At 60.0% G+C, this 17,116-nt stretch carries 15 protein-coding genes; 7 read left to right on the top strand and 8 right to left on the bottom strand.

All coding sequences use genetic code 11. From position 1 onward, the window contains the following. The first annotated feature begins 8 nt into the window (after positions 1–8). From BN3002_RS03485 to BN3002_RS03465, 5 genes are all read left to right on the top strand, one after another. On the top strand, positions 9–1,319 hold the full coding sequence (locus BN3002_RS03485; RefSeq protein WP_257525455.1) for an MFS transporter: 1,311 nt from the start codon (positions 9–11) through the stop codon (positions 1,317–1,319). Between the two features lie 7 nt (positions 1,320–1,326). After that, on the top strand, positions 1,327–2,025 hold the full coding sequence (locus BN3002_RS03480; protein WP_058236609.1) for a DUF4191 domain-containing protein: 699 nt from the start codon (positions 1,327–1,329) through the stop codon (positions 2,023–2,025). A gap of 145 nt (positions 2,026–2,170) precedes the next feature. Further along, the gene (locus BN3002_RS03475; RefSeq protein ID WP_058236608.1) at positions 2,171–3,145 is read left to right on the top strand and encodes an ABC transporter substrate-binding protein; all 975 of its coding nucleotides are present in this window, start codon (positions 2,171–2,173) and stop codon (positions 3,143–3,145) included. Positions 3,146–3,175: 30 nt separating this feature from the next. After that, positions 3,176–4,141, top strand: coding sequence for an amino acid ABC transporter permease (locus BN3002_RS03470; RefSeq protein ID WP_227469306.1), 966 nt, complete (start codon positions 3,176–3,178; stop codon positions 4,139–4,141). Then, a complete protein-coding gene (locus BN3002_RS03465; RefSeq protein WP_058236607.1) occupies positions 4,138–4,926 on the top strand; it encodes an amino acid ABC transporter ATP-binding protein in 789 nt (262 codons plus the stop codon). The genes BN3002_RS03470 and BN3002_RS03465 overlap by 4 nt, the downstream gene beginning before the upstream one ends. Here the strand turns inward: BN3002_RS03465 and BN3002_RS03460 are convergent. The 7 genes from BN3002_RS03460 to glgA are packed head-to-tail and all read right to left on the bottom strand — an operon-like array spanning position 4,923 to position 13,485. Further along, on the bottom strand, positions 4,923–5,600 hold the full coding sequence (locus BN3002_RS03460) for a histidine phosphatase family protein (RefSeq protein WP_058236606.1): 678 nt from the start codon (positions 5,598–5,600) through the stop codon (positions 4,923–4,925). The genes BN3002_RS03465 and BN3002_RS03460 overlap by 4 nt on opposite strands. 23 nt (positions 5,601–5,623) lie before the next feature. After that, the gene (locus BN3002_RS03455) at positions 5,624–8,521 is read right to left on the bottom strand and encodes a bifunctional [glutamine synthetase] adenylyltransferase/[glutamine synthetase]-adenylyl-L-tyrosine phosphorylase (RefSeq protein ID WP_058236605.1); all 2,898 of its coding nucleotides are present in this window, start codon (positions 8,519–8,521) and stop codon (positions 5,624–5,626) included. Beyond that, the gene (locus tag BN3002_RS03450; protein ID WP_058236604.1) at positions 8,521–9,855 is read right to left on the bottom strand and encodes a glutamine synthetase family protein; all 1,335 of its coding nucleotides are present in this window, start codon (positions 9,853–9,855) and stop codon (positions 8,521–8,523) included. Before BN3002_RS03450 ends, BN3002_RS03455 begins: the two co-directional genes overlap by 1 nt. Further along, a complete protein-coding gene (locus BN3002_RS03445) occupies positions 9,856–10,947 on the bottom strand; it encodes an SPFH domain-containing protein (protein WP_092648532.1) in 1,092 nt (363 codons plus the stop codon). A gap of 12 nt (positions 10,948–10,959) precedes the next feature. Beyond that, positions 10,960–11,400, bottom strand: coding sequence for an NfeD family protein (locus tag BN3002_RS03440; RefSeq protein ID WP_058236603.1), 441 nt, complete (start codon positions 11,398–11,400; stop codon positions 10,960–10,962). 13 nt (positions 11,401–11,413) lie between these two features. Next, on the bottom strand, positions 11,414–12,259 hold the full coding sequence (locus tag BN3002_RS03435; protein WP_257525454.1) for an ABC transporter ATP-binding protein: 846 nt from the start codon (positions 12,257–12,259) through the stop codon (positions 11,414–11,416). Further along, positions 12,259–13,485, bottom strand: coding sequence for a glycogen synthase (glgA, locus tag BN3002_RS03430; protein WP_058236601.1), 1,227 nt, complete (start codon positions 13,483–13,485; stop codon positions 12,259–12,261). The genes BN3002_RS03435 and glgA overlap by 1 nt, the downstream gene beginning before the upstream one ends. Before the next feature lie 88 nt (positions 13,486–13,573). Between glgA and glgC the strand changes: the two genes are divergently transcribed. Both glgC and serB read left to right on the top strand, forming a co-directional pair. Next, positions 13,574–14,812 carry a glucose-1-phosphate adenylyltransferase gene (glgC, locus tag BN3002_RS03425; protein ID WP_058236600.1) on the top strand — a complete coding sequence of 413 codons (1,239 nt, stop codon included), beginning with the start codon at positions 13,574–13,576 and terminating at the stop codon, positions 14,810–14,812. A gap of 266 nt (positions 14,813–15,078) precedes the next feature. After that, positions 15,079–15,741: a phosphoserine phosphatase SerB gene (gene serB, locus BN3002_RS03420; RefSeq protein ID WP_058236888.1), complete on the top strand. Its 663-nt coding sequence runs from the start codon at positions 15,079–15,081 to the stop codon at positions 15,739–15,741. A 6-nt stretch (positions 15,742–15,747) separates the two neighbouring features. Here serB and BN3002_RS03415 read toward each other — a convergent pair whose 3' ends face one another. Beyond that, the gene (locus BN3002_RS03415; protein WP_058236599.1) at positions 15,748–17,088 is read right to left on the bottom strand and encodes a family 20 glycosylhydrolase; all 1,341 of its coding nucleotides are present in this window, start codon (positions 17,086–17,088) and stop codon (positions 15,748–15,750) included. Positions 17,089–17,116: the final 28 nt, after the last annotated feature.

The raw sequence follows: 17,116 nt of genomic DNA, 5'->3' as shown, positions 1-17,116 counted from the left end.
CCGCTGCCGTGGCGCAGCAAGCCCTCCTGCTCTTGCCTGGCAAGACCCTTGAGGGCACGCCTATGTTGGGACATGCTTTCGTGCAGACATCACCATTTCGCGCTCTGGCGCATTATCGTATTCTGCCCGCTCTGGTTGGGTGGCCCGAGCTCATCATCGCGTTTGTGGCTCGCGCACCTTACGCCATGGTTCCGTTGGGGACGATGACGGCAATCACCGCCTCTACTGGATCCGTCGCAACCGGCGGACTGGCGACCGGTGTGGTCTCTCTGTCAACAGCCATCGCTTCGCCGCTGATCGGACGCTGGGCTGACCTTGGCGGACAACGACCGGTACTGCTCACGCTGCTCCCCCTCAACGCGCTCTCCCTAACTGGACTATGCGCTGTAGCGCTGACTGCTCACAGTGGCCCAGGTTTGTGGCTAGCTGCCTTATGCGTGGGCCTGACTGCCGTTCCGATTGGCTCATTTACGCGTGCACGCTGGGTGGCGCGCACTACCTCGCCCCATCATCTGGCCGCAGCCTTTTCCTATGAATCCACCGCTGATGAATTCGTCTTCGTCCTCGGCCCAGCCCTCGTTGGCATCGCCGCGTCCGCCGCAGCACCTGCCGCGCCATTGGCGCTGGCCGTCCTCCTCGTGCTGTGCGCCGGGATTCCTTTCGCTATTCGCACGCCCGCTTCCCTGCCGAACGAGGACGACGCTGATCGCACGCAAACCCCGCCGGTGTCGATCGCCTCGGTGCTGCGCGTTGTCCTTCCGGCGATCCTCATCATGGCCTGTATCGGTACGATATTTGGCTCCGTTCAGGCCGGCACCACCCAACGAGCAGCAATGGCCGGAATGCAGACGCAGGCCGGTTTGATTTACGCGGTCATGGGTATCGGGTCAGCCGCAATGGCCCTGATGGTTGTCTTGATTCCCGAATCCGTGCGACTGTCGTGGCGCGTCATCATCGGCGGGGTCGGAATTGCGGCAGCGATGGGGGCAACAGCTGGGGCCTCGAGCATTATCCTGACTGCTCTCATGCTGCTCATTGCCGGACTCTTCGTGGGGCCCACAATGGTGACGGCCTTTTCATTGTCGGAACGCCTGGCTCCCCCACAAGGTGTTTCAGTGGCGATGACGTCGATGCAGTCTTCGGTCACAATCGGCGTGTCCTGTGGATCAGCCGCGGGTGGCATGGTGGCGTCTTCGTCCGGTGCGCCGTGGGCGTATGCGATCGCAGTGTGCGCCGGACTTGTTATCGCACTCACGGGTGAGATTTTGTGTCGCGCAGGAAGCCGTGGTCCCGCACGGCTCCAATCACAGGTAGGATAGGACCGTTATGGCAAAGGAAAACGCACCCCAGGAAAAGAAGCGTCGGTGGTATCAGAACTTCGCTGACGCTTATAAGATCACTGCGCGCTCATATCCGTGGATCGGATGGGTGATGATCGGTGGTTCCATCGTTCTCATCGCTCTCGGCATCCTCCTCGGATTCCTCACCAACTCATGGTTCATGTGGATCCTGACGGGAGTCATGTTGGCACTGCTGCTGTGCATGGGTCTGCTCGCCGCACTTGTGCGCCGCGCAATGTATCAGCAGATCGACGGCACGATCGGATCCGTGTATGCGGTTATCAGTCAGATCAAGCGCGGGTGGATTGTCAGCGAAGAGCCTGTTGCAGCGAATCGCCATCAGGATCTGGTGTGGCGCCTTGTCGGCAGGCCCGGTGTGGTTTTCATTTCCGAGGGACCCTCCTCGCGTGTGCGCCCGATGTTGAATCAGGAGCGTCGCAACACGCAGCGTGTCGCCCAGAACGTTCCGATTCACCTGATTGAGGTGGGCCATGGTGATGGACAGATCACGCTCGGGCAGCTTGACCGTCGTATCCGGAAGCTCAAGAAGACGCTGACTCGTGAGGAAGTTCCTGCGATCTCTCAGCGGTTGACAGCGTTGGAGAACAAGACGCACCAACGCGTTCCTCGCAGCATTGATCCCATGAAGGCGCGCCCGTCGCGTCGTGCCCTGCGTGGCCACTGACCATGTCTGAGCGGCGATGCCGCCGCGCCGGTCGCTTCACATATTGAGACGGCGACGCATAACTATACTTTTATGCGCATACTCGTATATGTTGGTCGACGTGGAGAAATAGTTCCTTCGCGTTGCTCGCATATTGGAGGAAATCATGCGTAAGTTTACTGTCGTCACTGCAATTGCTGCCCTGACCGCCTGTGGCCTGGCCGCGTGCTCTGATCCCGATGACGTCCCTGCCGATCAGTCGAATGCCGGCGCATCATCCGGAGCACAATCAGCGACCTCATCTGCCGACAATCCAATGGCGTCCACGGGGATCACCCCCTTCGATACCAGCCAGATTCCAGTCCAGGATGATATCGCTGCCCTCGTTCCACAGGAAATCAAGGATCGTGACGTCCTGCGAAATGGTGCCTCCACGGACTACGCGCCGGCGGAATTCCGCGGTGACGATGGTCAGACCCCCGTTGGCTACGAAGTTGACCTGGTGCGCGGCCTCGCACAGGTGCTGGGTCTGTCGGAAGGCACCACCACGCACGCCGAGTTCCCCACGATCATTCCGGCACTGGGCACCAAGTTTGACATCGGCATGTCGGCGTTCACGATTACTCCAGAACGTGAGAAAGAAACCAACTTCGTTCAGTTCATCGAGGTTGGTTCCGCATACGCCGTATCGACAGGCAACCCGAAGAACTTCGACCCCGCTGACCCCTGTGGCGCCACCCTCGGCGTTCAGAACGGCACGTTCCAGCACGAGTACGCCAACGAGCTGTCCGCAAAGTGTGAAGCCGACGGCAAACCCGCCATTCAGGTCATGCCGATGGATCTGCAGACTGACGTCGCCACGAAGGTTGTGGGTGGACAGTACGACGCAACCCTGGCAGATTCCACAGTGATCAGCTACACGGTCAAGCTCACCCAGGGACAGCTCGAACAGGTTGGAGACGTCATCGAAGCAGCCCCACAGGGCGTTGCGGTTTCCAAGTCTGATCAGGCTCTGACAGATGCCCTTGCCAAGGCCATGCAGTACCTGATGGACAGCGGATACCTAGAGAAAATCCTCGCGCCCTACGGCGCGGACTCCTCCGCCCTCGACACGGCCACTGTCAACCCGCCGGTTGAGTGACCTGTCGGTTAACCAGAGAAAGAGTGACCAGTGCCGAAGCAAGACATTCGTGACGGCGTTGAGATTATTCACGCCAAACCCGTGCCACGTATCGGTCGGCTCGTGTCGGCTGCGATTGTCGCCGTGCTTGTCGCCATGGCGATCAACACGCTGCTGACCAACCCGAACTTCCGGTGGGACGTTGTGTGGCAATGGCTGTTCTCACGCACCATTGTCAGCGGCGTGATGTACACGATCCTCCTGACGATCGTCGCCATGATCCTCGGCACGGTCCTCGCGGTGACGATGGCAATTATGCGTCAGTCGCCCAACCCGATCCTGCGGTGGGTCGCCACGTTCTACATCTGGTTCTTCCGCGGCACACCAATCTACACGCAGCTCATCTTCTGGTCTCTGCTTCCAACCCTCTATCCTCAGCTCTCACTTGGTATTCCCTTTGGCCCCGAGTTCGTCACCTTCGACACCGCTCAGGTTTTCACGCCGTTTTGGATGGCGTTCATTGGCCTGGGACTCAACGAGGGTGCCTACCTGGCTGAAATTATCCGCGCAGGTCTGCTGTCCGTTGATAAGGGACAGGAAGAAGCAGCGACCGCGCTCGGTATGCATCGCGGTCTGATCCTGCGTCGCATTATCCTGCCGCAGGCAATGCGCGTGATTGTCCCGCCGATCGGGAATGAGACGATCTCGATGCTCAAGACCACCTCTCTGGTTGCCGCCATTCCGTTCACTCTGGAATTGACGTTCGTGGCGCGCACCAAGGGGCAGGCGCTGTTCGTGCCGATCCCCCTGCTGATCGCGGCCGCACTGTGGTATCTGGCGATCACCTCGCTGTTGATGGTCATTCAGTACTTCATTGAGCAGCACTATGGGCGTGGCTTTACCTCTGACCGCCCGGAAGGCACGACCGGCACTTCCTCGCACAAGACGGGACGCCAGAGCGCCATCAATTCCTCTCACACCACGAAAAACGATCCATTTATCGAGGTCACACCATGAGCTCTTCACTTGCCCCGATGGTCTCCGTGCAGGCAGTTCACAAGTTCTTCGGTGATCTTCATGTATTACGCGGCATCGACCTGACGGTACGCAGCGGCGAGGTGTGCGTGATCCTGGGGCCGTCCGGTTCAGGAAAATCAACCCTCCTGCGCTGCATTAACCAGTTGGAACGTATCAGCGCAGGCAGGATTTATGTTGAAGGCGACCTGATTGGGTACCGCGAAACCACTGACTCATCTGGTCAGCCTGTTCTGCATGACCTGCCCGACAAGGTCATCGCTCAGCAACGCTCTCGCATTGGCATGGTGTTTCAGCGTTTCAACCTGTTTCCCCATATGACCGCCCTCGAAAATGTGATGGAAGCACCTGTGCACGTCAAGGGCGTCAAGGAAAAAGAGGCGCAGAAAACGGCGCTGTCGCTGCTGGATCGTGTCGGTCTGGCTGACCGTGCTCAGCACTATCCTTCGCAGCTGTCCGGTGGCCAGCAGCAGCGTGTTGCCATTGCGCGCGCACTTGCCATGGACCCGGAGCTGTTGTTGTTCGATGAGCCGACGTCAGCCCTCGACCCTGAGTTGGTTGACGAAGTGCTCGGCGTGATGAAAGATCTGGCCCGCTCCGGTATGACGATGGTGGCTGTCACGCACGAGGTTGGGTTTGCGCGCGAAGTGGCCGACCAGGTCGTGTTCATGGATGAGGGTGTGATTGTGGAGGCGGGGAAGCCTTCCGACGTCATCGAGCATCCCACGCGCGAACGCACCAAGGCGTTCTTCTCGAAGGTTCTCTAAGCACTCAGTTCTGATCGCACCAGTGGAATCTCGCCGTCGGGCACGGGCCATTGGTCGATCGGACGGTCGTTCCATGTGCGCGCAACCCACTGGCCGCCTTCACGATCGAGCACCGTGGTGCCGGTGTTGCGCATCGGATTGGTTACCGTCATGCGCGCATCCGCATTCGAGGCAAGCACGGGTGTGATTGTGCGCAAAATAGCGCCATGCGCGACAAGTGCGACGACTCCGTCCTTGTGCTCCTCGGCCCACTGTTCAATTTCACCGATGACGGGGCGCACCCGTGCCAGCACTTCATGTCCGTTTTGCGCACCCGGCATTCTGGCATCCAGATTGCCCTGAGCCCAGTGGACGATGGTGCGCACGTAGGTCGTTTCCGAGGCACGGTCCACCGCCATTTCACCGTCGCCTGTCTCGATTTCACGGATGCCGGGTCGAATCCACACGTGTGGGTTGAAGCGGGCGATCAGCGGTGCTGCTGTTTGCCGCGTTCGGGTCAAAGGTGAGACGACCACCAGGCCTGGTGCCGGTGCAATATCGTTTTCCCACCGCGCTGCCAGCGATTCGGCCTGTTTACGTCCTCGTTTGTCGAGGGGTGCGCCGGGGCGGCCCGTATCCAGTGCGTGTGATCGATTGGCGGCGGTTTGTCCGTGCCGGACAAGAACAAGTTTCATTTCCTACTTCCTCAAGATGCCATTCACCGTGAGTCTGACCAGAAGAGCCGTTCCATCACATCCCGTGAACGCCGGGCCGCACGCAGCCAGTCCTCTTCCAGGGCGTGATAGCCGCCTGCCCCATATCCTAACAAGTGCGCCAGCGAAGCCAGTTTCGCACCCGAGCGCGCCAGCACGTCGATTTTGACCCCGGATGTGCGCCCGGTTGCCAGCACGTTTCCCGTACGGATGCGTCGAGCTAAACTCCACGCGCGATCCAGGTCATCAGCGTCCTCTCCGCTGATCAGGTTGCTGTGTCGTAGGACCGCCAGCGCGCGCTGCGTGGAGGTGGTGCGCAGCTCCTCACAGCTGTGAACGTGACGCATCTGCATGAGCTGCACGACCCACTCCACGTCGCTCATTCCCCCCACGCCAAGTTTGACATGCCGCGTCGGCTCAATGCCACGAGGCAGTCGCTCGCGTTCCATTCGAGCTTTCAGCAGGCGAATCTGCTGGATATCAGCGTCCGAGGGTGACTGATCGTAGCGGATCGGATCGATGGCGGCAAAGAAGTCGGCCAGCAGCTCCCCGTCACCTGCTGCGGGTCTGGCTCGTAACAGTGCCTGACGTTCCCATACTGATCCCCACCGCTGGTAATACTCCTCATAGGAGCTCACCGTGCGCGAAACTGGCCCGGATTTTCCTTCCGGTCGCAGATCCATATCCACGCTCAGCCCCGATCCCTCGTGGACAGAGCTGAGCAGCTTTTTCACGCGCATGGTGATGTCAACGGCGGCACCGGCGTCCCCCTCGTGAACGGCAATAATGTCGGCGTCGGACATCAGCGAAGATTCGCGTCCGCCGTATGAACCCATCGCAACAAAAGCCAGGCGTGGCGGCTGCGCGTCTGCGTGCTCACTGCTCCACTGGCGAGTCGCGATAGTCAGTGCGCCATGAAGCGCCACATCCGAAGCGTCCGCAATGGCGGTTCGCACAGGGGCAACATGTGCCAGTGCATCTCCCAGGGCTGCGCGCGTCACTTCACGTACACGTACCGCCTGCACGCGCCACATGGCCTGTTCAGTGTTGCTGTGTCGCGAGATAAGCGCGTCCACCTCGTTGATCAGGCGCTGACGGTCGCGCGCTTTGAGCTGCTCATCACCGTCAAGCCACTGCACTGCTTCAGGCAACTCAGCAAGAGCGGAGGCAACCCAGCGTGAGGACGGCAAGAGTTCGCACAGTCGTGAGGCCGCCAGACCTGAATCGCGCAGAAGCGACAGGTACCAATGCGAATCGCCGATGCGTTCGGACAGGGTACGGAAGTTCAACAGCCCGAGGTCAGGGTCAGCTCCGTGCCCAAGCCACGTCATAAAGACAGGCAACAGGTGGCGTTGAATGGTGGCACGGCGTGACGTGCCGTGTGTCAGAGCTTTGATATGACCGAGCGCTCCGGCAGGATCCAGATACCCCAGCGCCGCCAAACGAGCCTTGGCAGCCTCCAGATCCAGCGCGGCTTCGTCGGGAGCCAGGCGGGCGGTGGCCGCAATAATCGGCCGGTAGAACATATCGTCATGCAGCCTACGGACGCGCTCACGCACGTCGTCCACGGTGTCGATGAGGTTTTCCGCGCTCATGAGCTCCGGCCCCATCGCTCGGGCAATACGCCGCAGTTCGTGTCCTGATGAGGGGATCATGTGTGTTCTGCGCATGCGTGCCAGCTGGGCCCGGTGCTCAACAGTGCGCAGGAAGCAGTAGCAGTGCGTCAGGTCGCGCGCATCCGTTCGGGCAACATATCCTCCGTCGGACAGTGCCCGGATTGCTCCGACGGTGTCGGCAATACGGATCGATTCGTCTGTGCGCCCGTGAACAAGCTGGAGCAGCTGAATCGTAAATTCGACGTCCCGAAGTCCTCCGGCACCGAGTTTAAGTTCCCGGTCGCTGTCCGCAGCCGGGACCAGGGCTTCGGCGCGTTGCCTCAAGGTGCGGGCGTTGTCCACGAACCCTTCGCGGTCCGCGGCGGACCACACAAATGGAGTAATCGCGTCAATGAAGTCTTGTCCGACATGACGATCCCCTGCCACCGGGCGCGCTTTGAGCAGTGCCTGGAACTCCCAGGTGTGCGCCCAGGACTGGTAGTAGGCGACGTAGGATTCGACGGTTCTGACCAGCGCGCCGTCACGGCCTTCCGGCCGCAGCGTGGCGTCAACTGCCCACAGCGGTGGCTCACTGCCCGCACCAGAACACGCCTGAGCGGTCATCGCTGCCAGCCGCGTGGCGATTTCAATAACGCTGCGCTCTGACTGGCCTTCCTGCACGCCCACCACGTACATGACGTCAACGTCGGAAATATAGTTCAGTTCACGCGCCCCCGTCTTACCCATAGCGATGATCGCGAACTTGACGGTGTGATCGGGGTCGATCTGGCGCCGTGCCAGCAACAGGGCACCTTCCAACGCCGCGTCAGCAGCATCAGTCAGCCGTGCAGCCACTTCAGGCAAGTGCCCAACCGGGTCGGAGTCCGTCAGGTCAGTGGCGGCAATCGAAATCAACACGTTTCTGTACGCTCGTCGCAGGTCATCTGCTGTTGCGGTGGCCGAGGCAAGAGCGTCGAGGATGACCTGGCGAGCATCACGTGCCTCGACCCACACCGCGTCAATGGCGTCAGAGTGGGCAACAATAAAATCGCCGAGGGGACGCGATGCGCCCATCACGGCGGCAAGCTGGCGCGCTGCACCGTGGTTGAGTACGTGGCGCAGAGCATTCGGGTCAGCTTCGTGCAGTCGCACGAGCTGGAGGGCAACCAGGTCTGGATCGGCACTGGTCTGAGCTGCCCGCATCCAGATGTCGGCACTGTCAGGAAGCTGCCTGAAATAGTCCGCGCTGGTGCGGGCATCGTGAAAGCCTGCACTGCGCAGGTGCGCTTCAATGCGCTCGCTGCGCATCAATTGGCCTTAATGAATTGTCTGATTTCCTGGGGCGTGATCTGGTGGCGGTACTCAGCCCATTCCTTGAACTTGTTGCGCAGCACGTAGTCGAAGACTTCTTCACCCAGGGTCTGAGCGACAAGATCGGAATTCTTCATACATTCCAGGGCGCTGTGCAAGGAGGCGGGCAGGGAATCGATGCCAAGAACCTGACGTTCGTGTTCGGACAGGTCCCACACGTTGTCCTCAGCTTCAGGCATGAGCTCCATCTTCTTGTCAATGCCATCCAAGCCTGCGGAGATGAGCACTGACAGCGCAAGGTAGGGGTTGCACGCCGGATCAAGTGCGCGGTATTCAATCCGCGCTGAGCGCCGTTTATCCGGCTTATACAGTGGCACACGAACCAGTGCCGATGAATTGTTGTGACCCCAGCACACGTAGCAGGGAGCTTCTCCCCCGCCCCACAAACGTTTGAACGAGTTGACGTGCTGATTGGTGATCGCGCTGATTTCGCGGGCATGCGCCAGCAGTCCGGCGATGAAGTGGCGTCCGGTAGCTGACAGCTGATACGTGCCGGCCGGATCGTAAAATGCGTTGTGGTCACCTTCGAACAGTGACAGGTGGGTGTGCATGCCTGAGCCGGGGTAATCGGCAAACGGCTTAGGCATAAACGTGGCGACGACGTCCTCGCTCAGTGCCACGTATTCAATGAGCGTGCGGGCGGTAATGATGTTGTCGGCTGCCCGAACCGCATCGACTGCCCGCAGGTCAACTTCGTTTTGCCCAGGGCCGCCCTCGTGGTGGGACAGTTCGACGGCGATGTCCATGCTTTCGAGCATGTGAACCAGGCGACGACGAAAATCGTGGGCAATGGATCGCGTGACATGGTCGAAATAGCCGGCACCGTCAATGGGAACGAGGTGATCGGGGGTTGCAGGCTTATGCAGCAGGTAGAACTCAATCTCGGGATGCACCATCACGGTGAATCCCATGTCGGTTGCACGCTGCACAGTACGTTCCAGCGTTCCTCGCGGATCGGATCGGGCCTGCTCACCGTCGGGGGTGAGGACATCGCACAACATGCGTGCAACTTTGTCGTCCTCACTACCCCACGGTAAAACCTGGAAGGTGCTGGGATCTGGTTTCAGGAGCATGTCCGACTCGTGGACGCGTGTCAGCCCCTCGATCGAGGAACCGTCAAAGCCGATACCTTCGCTGAGCGCATCCTCCAATTCACCTGGATCAATGGCCAGCGATTTGAGTACGCCGGCCACATCCGTGAACCACAGGCGGATAAAGCGAATTTCCTGATCGGCAACTTCACGCATCACCGAGTCGGACAACTGATCCATCTATTTCTCATTCTCCTCTGGAGGCAGCTCCACATCTTCGATCGGCTCAATCAGGTCTTTGAGCTTTTCGGAGGGGCGGGCCTGCGTTGGCTCATCGAGGACGCTCGGCCCTTTGGGACGGGTGTCTACAATCGGTGCCTGGCTTGAGTGCCTCACAGGGTTGGGCGGCATGGTCGGCTTAGCCGGCCCGGATTCTCCATCCGTTCCCCCACCTGAAAAGCCTTTCGCCACAGCGTCGAGGGCGGCTGTCAGCTCAGTTGGCACAACCCAGACCTTCGATGCTTCACCTTCAGCGATACGCGGCAGCATCTGCAGGTACTGGTAGGACAGAAGATCCGGGGTCGGCTTGCCGGCGTGAATGGCGTTGAACACGGTCTGGATGGCCTCGGATTCACCGCGAGCTTTCGTCACTGCGGCCTGTGCGGCACCTTCAGCGCGCAGAATCTGGGACTGCTTGTCACCTTCAGACTTGAGGATCTGAGACTGGCGCACACCTTCAGCAGTCAAAATGGCGGCACGCTTGTCGCGCTCAGCGCGCAGCTGCTGCTCCATCGCGTTCTGAATGGACGGCGGCGGATCGATGGCCTTGAGCTCGACTCGATTCACGCGAATACCCCAGCGGCCGGTTGCCTCGTCCAGGACGCCGCGCAGCTGAGAGTTGATCTGGTCGCGGCTGGTCAGTGTTTGCTCGAGGTCCATTGAGCCGATCACGTTACGCAGCGTCGTGACGGTGAGCTGCTCGATAGCCTGAATGTAGTTCGCGATTTCGTAGGTCGCGCTACGCGGATCGTTGACCTGGTAGTAAATGACCGAATCGATGGAGACCACAACGTTGTCAGCTGTAATGACAGGTTGGGGTGGGAACGACTGGACCTGTTCACGCAGGTCAACCTTGCTTGCGATGCGATCAAGGAAAGGTACCAGGACGTGAAGTCCGGCGTAGAGCACCGACTGGAACTTACCGAGACGTTCCACCACCAGGGCCCGCGACTGCGGGACCACCTGGATTGACTTGGCTACGGTGACGACAACGAACAGCACGATGAGGAAGATCAGCGCCATTCCGATTGTCTGCCCGAATGAGTTAAACATTGTGACAGCCTCTCACTGCATAGGGGGTTCGTTACGTTCAATAATGGCTGTTGCCCCATCGATGCGGACAACGTGCGCGTGGACGCCGGCGGGGATTTCCCGACCGTCCGCCGAGCGCGCGCTCCACGTATCGCCGGCAACTTTGGCACGCCCGTCGATTCTGTTGACTCGAGTAAGCGTGAGGGCGTCTGTTCCAATCAGCCCTTGTGCATTGGTTCGAATATTCGGGTTCGTGCGTGTCAGATGCGCCTTAGCCCATGGACGAACGAGAAGGAGAAGAAGCAGGCTGGCGACCGCAAACACGGCCACCTGCACGCCTGTTCCCCCTCCGGCAGCGCTGGCAATTCCGCCTGCAAGTGCCGAAATAGCCAGCATGAGGAAGAAGAGGTCGAGTGACAGCATCTCGACGATGCCCAAGCCTAGTGCGATGAGAAGCCACCAATAAAAGACCACTGTTTCCTCCGTTTCAGTGTCGACGGGAACTGTCGGGTTTCCGGTCCCTGTTCATACGCGCCCACCAGCGCCCGTCACCGTGACCGACCTCCAGCGGAAGATCGAATGCCGTCGACAGGGTCTCACTGGTCAAAGTCTGTTCAATTGGCCCGCTCGCAACGAGGTGGCCATGTGACATCACCACGCCGTGCGTGAAGCCGGGTGCAATTTCTTCAATCTGGTGGGTAACCAGCAGCAGTTGCGGTGAACGAGCATCCCCGCTCAGCTCCGTCAGCGCCTCCACCAGCAGTTCACGCGCCCCCAGATCAAGTCCGGCACTCGGTTCGTCAAGTATCAGAATTTCCGGGTCCGCCATGAGTGCGCGAGCCAGTGCGACGCGTTGGCGCTCCCCTTCTGACAGCGTTCCGAAACGGCGCTCCGCCAGGTGCGAGACGCCGAACAGGTGCAGCAGGTTATCTGCGCGCCCCTCGTCCTCAGTGTCGTACTGTTCGCCGTAGGTAATCGACCTGCCCCATGCTGCGGTCATCACCGCCATGCGCACCGGCATGGACACTGAGATTCGTGCCGTCAGTGACTGTGAAGCAAAGCCGATGCGCGCGGACAATTCCCCGGGGTCGGCTTCTTCGATCGGCGTGCCCAGAATGGTCACGGAACCGCTGGTTGCGCGCTCGCGCCCACTAATCAGTCGGATCAAGCTGGTTTTGCCTGCACCGTTCGGGCCAACAATGACCCAGTGTTCACCGCGATGCGTCGACAGCGTCAGGGAATCAACAAGGTGGGATCCGCCGCGCTCAAGCGTGACGTCGTGTAGATCAACAACGTTCTCCATGTCTTCAGTGTAGCCAGAACCTTGCCTCATCAGCCCACCAGCGCGCGATAAAGGTCGAGTGTCTGCTGGCCGATTGTGTCCCACGAAAATTCAGTGCGCGCCCGCTCCAGGCCGGCTTTGCCCATCTGACGCGCCTGCCCTGGATCAGCCAGCACGGCATTGATGCGTTCAGCCATCGCAGATTCGAACGCTTCTGGATCAATGGGGGTTCCGGTTCCGTCAGTCTTCTGCTCGATGGGAACAAGGTAGCCGGTTTCTCCCTCGACAATAACGTCGGGAATTCCGCCGGTGCGTGTGCCCACCACCGGCAACTCCATCGCCATAGCCTCCAGGTTCACGATGCCCAGCGGCTCGTACACAGACGGAGTGATGAAGACGGTCGCCACGTCCAGGATTGCACACAGATCGGCTCGCGGCAGCATCTGGGAGATGAGCACGACCCCGTCTCTGTCGGCCGCCAGTTCCTTGACCAACGTGTCGACCTCAGCAGCGATTTCCTTGGTGTCCGGCGCTCCTGCACACAGCACGATTTGAGCATCTCGTGGAAGCTGGCGAGCTGCGCGCAGGAAGTACGGCAGACCTTTCTGACGGGTAATCCGCCCGACGAAGACCACTGTGGGCCGGTCAGGATCAATACCGAATTCCTTGAGCACGCGCGCCTGGTTGGCTTTCTCATCCTCGGTGGAGGGTTTGCGCCACTCATTCAGATCGATACCGTTAAAGATGACGTGAACCTTGTCCTCTTCGACACTGGGATACGAGCGCAGGATGTCATCTTTCATCCCGTTGGACACCGCAATGATCGCGTCAGCGTTCTCGTAGGCGATGCGCTCAGCGAAGCTGGACAGACGGTAGCCACCGCCCAGCTGCTCGGCCTTCCACGGGCGCAACGGTTCGAGCGAGTGTGCGGAAACAACGTGAGGGACGTCGTACAGCAGCTTCGACACATATCCGGCAAAGTTGGCGTACCACGTGTGCGAATGCACCAGGTCAGTTCCGTCGGTGTGGGCCGCCATCTGCAGATCCACCCCGAGTGTGCGCAACGCTGCATTTGCGCCGTCCAGTTCGGCAAGTTCGTCGTATCCTCGCACACCGTCGAGGGCACCCTCGTCCCCCGGCTTCCTGGGACCATCGAATGCGTGAACCCGAATGTCAGGACCTAGGCTTCGCAATACGCGAGCCAGTTCAGTCACGTGAACACCCGCACCGCCGTAGACGTGCGGCGGATATTCACGTGTCAATAAATCTATACGCATGGCTGCCTCCTACTGAGAGCTTATCGAACAGCAGCGCATCTCGTGTCGTTTGCGCACATTCACGCTGATTATTGCCTACCCTTGAGACATGGCAAAAAAACATGTCCTAGCAATCGTTCTTGCGGGTGGCGAAGGCAAGCGTCTCATGCCCTTGACCATGGATCGAGCCAAGCCTGCAGTACCTTTTGGTGGAAACTACCGACTGATTGACTTCGCGCTGTCCAATATCGTCAACTCCGGCTACATGCGTGTCGTCGTGCTCACCCAATACAAGTCGCATTCGCTGGACCGACATGTTACAAAGACGTGGTATATGTCGCCGTTGCTGGGTAACTTCATTGCTCCCGTACCGGCGCAGCAACGACGGGGACCGCACTGGTACCTGGGCAGTGCCGACGCGATCTACCAGTCCCTGAACGTCATTGAGGACGAGCACCCTGACTACATGGTGATCATTGGTGCCGACAACATCTACCGCATGGACTTTTCTCAGATGGTGGAGCACCACATTGAGTCTGGTCTTCCGGCAACTGTGGCAGGCATCCGCCAACCGGTTGAACTCGCCCCCGCTCTGGGCGTCATCGACGCCGAAGGTGGCGTGGTGAAGAACTTCCTCGAGAAGCCGCAAAACGCTGAGGGTCTGCCGGATGATCCGACCAAAGTGCTCGCATCTATGGGTAACTACGTGTTCGATACGGACGCCCTCGTCGCCGCACTTCGTGCAGACGCGGAAAACGAGGATTCAAATCACGACATGGGTGGCAATATCATCCCGTGGTTCGTCGAACGTCAGCAGTGCGGTGTCTACGATTTCAAGGACAACATCGTGCCCGGGTCCACAGAGAGGGACCGCGACTACTGGCGCGATGTCGGCACACTGGACGCGTACTACGACGCGAATATGGACCTGATCAGCGTCCACCCGATCTTCAACCTCTATAACCGCGACTGGCCGACGATGACCCTCATCGATGGCTCCTTGCCGCCGGCAAAGTTCGTCTACGGCGATGAGCATTCGCGTATGGGGCACGCCATCGACTCGTTTGTCTCCCCCGGCTCGATTGTTTCGGGCGGCGAGGTTTACCATTCGATCATTTCGCCTGGCGTGTACGTGCACTCGTGGGCTCAGGTCACTGACTCGGTCGTCATGGGCAACACCCGCGTGGGTCGCCACTCCATCGTCTCCAAGACGATCCTGGATAAGGACGTCGTCGTGGAAGAAGGAGCGACGGTCGGTGTGGACCTGGAACATGATCGCGCTCGCGGTTTCACCGTCACCGAGTCCGGCATCACCGTCGTCCCCAAGGGCATGGTGGTGACTAAGTGAGCCAACGGGCTGGCGCAGCACTTTGCGTCATTGCCCCGCATGACGTCGCAAGTTTTCCGTACGAGGCTCCGGCAGTTCGCGCACTGGCAGATTTTGCCGGTGTGCGCCGTTCAAAAATACATGTGCGAGCATTGCCGTTCGTGGCGAACCCGATTGGCGGGGACGTCCCTGCGTGCGTGGTGGCCTGCGTGCGCGAGGGTGATGACGGTGTGGGCATGCTGGATCTTGACGGTGCGCACGCCGCGTTGTCACGGTGGGGAGATGTTCTGGTCGTCCCTGTTTCTGTTCGTGAAGAAGGCGGGCCAGCGCTGATCGTCACCGACGTGGATTCAACGCTGATCGCTCAGGAAGTGATCGAAGAACTTGCCGAGTGGGCCGGTACGCGTCAGGAAGTGGCGGCAGTGACCGCGCGGGCAATGAACGGTGAGATCGATTTTGCGCAGTCCTTGCGGGAGCGGGTCGCCACACTTGCCGGCGTCCCTGAGACCGTGTTCCGCCACGTTACCCGCTCCCTCACCGTCACCCCCGGCGCCAAGCAACTCATCAAAAGTGTCCACTCCGTTTCCGGCGGTGCCTTTGGTGTGGTCTCCGGCGGGTTCGAGGAAGTCGTCGGCCCATTGGCAACGCGACTGAGCATCGATTTTTACTGTGCGAACCGACTGGAAGTGCGTGACGGGCACCTGACCGGCCAGGTCCTCGGAGAGATCGTGACATCGCACGTGAAGGTCCGTAAGCTCACTGAATGGGCAGCTCAGCTGGGAGTATCCCCCTCACGGTGCGTTGCCATTGGTGATGGCGCGAACGACATCCCCATGATGCAGGCCGCAGGATGGGGCGTCGCTTTTTGCGCCAAGTCCGCTGTCCGCGACGCGATTCCCAATTCTCTGGCCGTGCGTCGCCTCGACGCGCTCGTCGCTGCCCTGTTCTAGGTTCGGCTACTTCCAGTCGACGCCTTCTGAACGGTGCCAGGTGAGCCGCTTGGCATCCCACAGTTCCGTGAGCGAGGTGACGCGCCGGGAGAATTCCTCCCACTTGTCGTCACCACTGCCGGTCCATGCGACCTCAGCAATGGCAGTCAGACGCGGCAGGAGCTTCTCAAAGAGCTGTTCACGCGTGCGGATGTACTCTGCCCACACACATGCTTCAACACCGATCACCGCCCGAGGATCCAGCCCTTCGAGCGCGGTGCGCGGATTCCACTCCAGCGCTGTCCGGAACGGTAGAGGCCCGGCCCAGTCCTGGCCCCACGGCTCATCGGCATTCTCTTTCATATCCAGATATGATTTCTGTCCAGGCGACACGATGACGCGTGCACCGCGCTCAACGCCCGCCAGCACGCCCTCAGTATGATTGTTGGTGGTATCCCACAGCTGCACGATGTCGTCCTCGTGTGCCATTGCGCCCGCTTCCTGCCACATGATCGCCCGCCTGCCGCATGCGTGGACGCGTTCCACCGCCATTGTGACCAGGGCGCGGAACTCGTCGTGAGGTGTGGAATGGCTTTCGTCGCCGCCGATATGCATACCGAGCGGCGAGTCAGCTGCCAGCTGTCCGATCACTTCGTCCATGAAGCGTTCGGTGTCGGCTGCCTGCGTACTCAGCGTCGACATTCCCACGTCGATACCTTCGTAGACATCCCGCGCCTGACCATCGGGATTCAGACCCGGCATCGCGTGCAGTGCGGCGTTGGTGTGTCCCGGCATATCAACCTCAGGCACCACGTCAACTCCGCGGGCACTCGCGTAGCGTCGCAGGTCGTTGTACTGCTCGACAGTCAGGTATCCGCCACCTTCGCCATTCACGGCACTCTGTGATGATTTTTCCGTCAGTTCGGGAAGAGCGGGAATTTCGACTCGCCACCCCTGGTCGTCACTCACGTGCAGGTGAAGGACGTTCAGTGACAGGCTTGCCATCAAATCGACGATCTCCTTGAGGACATCGAGGGAAAAGAAGTGGCGCACAGTGTCGATCATGAGGCCGCGCCATTCGAATTCGGGCCAGTCCACAATCGTTCCGCTCAGCGCGGCTCCGCCTCTCTTGAGCTGATTCAGTGTGCGGCTGGCGCGCACCACACCAACCTCGGTGATGGCCCGAATATGAGTGCCGTCCTCACCGATCGTCAGGGCGTACGCCTCCTTTTCCTGGAAAGGCTCCAGTGCCGTGTCAATACCCAGTTGCGTCGCGTCCTGAACCAGTTTCGTCGTGACAGGTGAGAACCGTCCTGCACCCTCGGACATATCGGCATGTCGGACAGTGGGAATTACGGGCAAATACATGACATTCTCCTCAGTGGCTGATGTGGTG

Source organism: Actinomyces ihuae (genome assembly GCF_001457875.1).
In the GTDB taxonomy this organism is placed as follows: domain Bacteria; phylum Actinomycetota; class Actinomycetes; order Actinomycetales; family Actinomycetaceae; genus Pauljensenia; species Pauljensenia radingae_A.
This window is presented reverse-complemented; position numbering and strand designations above follow the sequence as displayed.